2 protein-coding genes and 1 pseudogene are annotated in these 2458 nt (G+C 37.1%); 2 read left to right on the forward strand and 1 reads right to left on the reverse strand.

Features of this window, described 5'->3' with window-relative positions:
- Together GJS40_RS12825 and istB are read left to right on the forward strand one after the other, a co-directional pair.
- Positions 1–851, forward strand: a pseudogene (locus GJS40_RS12825) (IS21 family transposase); the annotation flags it as partial.
- Positions 848–1573 (forward strand): IS21-like element helper ATPase IstB, encoded by a 726-nt coding sequence (gene istB / locus GJS40_RS12830; RefSeq protein ID WP_270898254.1) that lies wholly within the window; start codon positions 848–850, stop codon positions 1571–1573. The pseudogene GJS40_RS12825 and the gene istB, both read left to right, overlap by 4 nt.
- On the opposite strand, the gene GJS40_RS12835 is transcribed toward istB, so the two are convergent.
- Positions 1570–2250: a reverse transcriptase domain-containing protein gene (locus GJS40_RS12835; protein ID WP_270898255.1), complete on the reverse strand. Its 681-nt coding sequence runs from the start codon at positions 2248–2250 to the stop codon at positions 1570–1572. The two genes, istB and GJS40_RS12835, sit on opposite strands and share 4 nt — an antisense overlap.
- Positions 2251–2458 lie beyond the last annotated feature (208 nt).

Below are 2458 nucleotides of genomic sequence, written 5' to 3' on the forward strand. Positions count from 1 at the left end.
AGATAAGAATTGATAATTTAACTCCAGCGGTGAAAAAAACAAGATCAAAAATGGAAGAGGCTCAATTAACGGATGAATTCATTCAATTTCAAAACTATTATGGTTTCGATGTACAGGTATGTAATCCACGAAGTGGACATGAAAAAGGTAATGTGGAAAACAAAGTTGGATATGTACGCTATAACTTCTTTACTACAGCACCGATTATGAATAGTTATGAAGATTTAACCGATCAAATATTTCTTAAATTAGAGGCGGATCGTAATAGAATCCATTATTCCAAAAATGTGCGTATTGAAGACTTATGGCAGGAAGAAAAGAAATATCTTCTAGCATTACCAGAAAAAACTTATCCTGTATTTAAAGAGCAACTGTTCAAAGTGAATAAATACAACGAAGTGAAGGTTGATCAGATGTTAGTTCATGTACCGAGAGGCGGAAATTATAGTCAGTTACAATTGATATTAACCTGGGACCAGCTAAAGGTTGTTTCACCTAACGGAGAGATTTTATTAGATGATTATCGTCCATATATGAAAAAGCGAAAAGCATTACCATGGCTTTCTATAATTAAAACATGGATTCAGAAGCCCAGGGTTGTTGAATATTCGCGTTATAACAAGTATTTGCCAGGTAGAATTAAAGAATTTCTGTTAGTAGATAATTTAAACATTCGTCGAAAACGGTTAGAAAGCCTAGCTAGTTTATTAGTTTCTTATGATTTGAAGAGGATTAATGAAGAATTTTATGAATTAATAGCACAGGACAAATTAGCTAGTGAAAGTAATCCTTATGAAGTAGATTGGAATAAGTATGATTCATTGGCACCTAGAGAGGGGGCAATTCGATGAAACAGGATATCAAGGAACTATGCAAATCATTGAGATTAGCTTATGTTGCCGATGTATATGAGCAAATATCATTTGATACACCTGAACAATTCTTGTATGAGCTTCTTCAAGAGGAAATTAAATTAAGAGAACAAGCAAGAACGACTCGCTTGATAAAAAAGGCTAAGTTCTTGGATAAGAAGAGTTTACAAGATTATGAGTGGAATGAACAAATTCGGTTCCCTCATCATTTAACCAAAGAGGCATTGTGTAGTCTGAATTTTATTAAAAACCGAGAAAACGTAGTTTTAGTCGGATCACCTGGGACGGGAAAAACACATTTAGCAACGGGACTAGGAAGAAAGGCTTGTGAACAAGGTTATGAAGTACGATTTTATCGTGTTGCCCATTTAGTTGAAGAGTTAGAACATGCATTACGATTGAATCGATTATCAACATTTAGAAAACGTATGGAGAAAGTAGATTTAGTTATTTTAGATGAAATGGGCTACTTACCATTTAGTAAAGAAGGGGCGGAATTATTATTCCAAATTATATCGGAGTTTTATGAACAAAAAAGCATAATTATTACATCGAACTTAGAATTTAGTCAGTGGAATCGAATCTTTACTGATTCTCGATTAACAGCAGCATTAGTGGACAGGCTAATTCATCACGCACACATCATCTCATTCCAGGGTGAAAGCTATAGACTGTCAAACGCATTGTCAAAAAGGAATTAAAGGGTGGCAAATCTCTGTATTTTTAATTGCATTTTTCTGCACTTTTCTATTGCAAAAAACACTAAGAGCGGAGACAGTGGACCTCCCTGAGGTGTTCCTTTTGTCGTTTCAATATAGATGTCTTTGTCAAGTATACCGGAGCGTAAGAATTTCCATATCAGTTTCAAAACAATTTTATCTGAAATGAAATATTCAAGGTATGCTCGCATTCTCTGGTGGTGTATCGTGTCAAAGTAACTTTTCAAATCACAATCTACAACGACTCGGTAGCCATCCCGGTAATATTCTTTGGCTTTCTCTATCGCTTGGTGTGCGTTTCTTCCTTTACGGAAACCAAAGCTGTTGTCCGAGAAATGTGGGTCGATAATCGGATCAATGACTTGAAGAATGGCTTGTTGCACCACTCTGTCTAAGACACTAGGGATTCCCAAGTATCTTTTTGACCCATCAGGTTTTGGAATGGCCACCCGTTTGACGGGTTGTGGTTGATACGTTCCATCCCTTAGTTTCCGTTTTAACGGTTCATAATGCTTCGTCATGTGACTTTTCAGTTCATAAACCGTTAGTCCATCGACTCCCGGAACTCCTTTATTGGCATAGACTTTCTCATATGCTGTCCAAAGATTATTATCCGAGATGACTTTCTCGATTAAGTTGATACCATCTTGTTTCTCCATATCCATGCGACATCCCTACGCTCTCCTATGTACCCTTCCGTTTCCAACGTATCTCTCCATAGGCAGTCATCTCTACGGCAAATGCCACGATGATTGGCTGCGTTTAGGCGGCGATGTCTGCACCTCCTTGTTCTTCAAGATTTAAGGTTGTTCAGCCCTTCGTTTGATTCAAACTACTATGGCGTCTGCTGACTTCTCACAATTCATC

This window comes from Aliibacillus thermotolerans, assembly GCF_027853235.1.
Lineage (GTDB): Bacteria > Bacillota > Bacilli > Bacillales > Marinococcaceae > Aliibacillus > Aliibacillus thermotolerans.

Coding starts and splice junctions, on each gene's coding strand:
- istB (WP_270898254.1), top strand. CDS start 848: ATGAAACAGGATATCAAGGAACTATGCAAATCATTGAGATTAGCTTAT.
- GJS40_RS12835 (WP_270898255.1), bottom strand. CDS start 2,250: ATGGAGAAACAAGATGGTATCAACTTAATCGAGAAAGTCATCTCGGAT.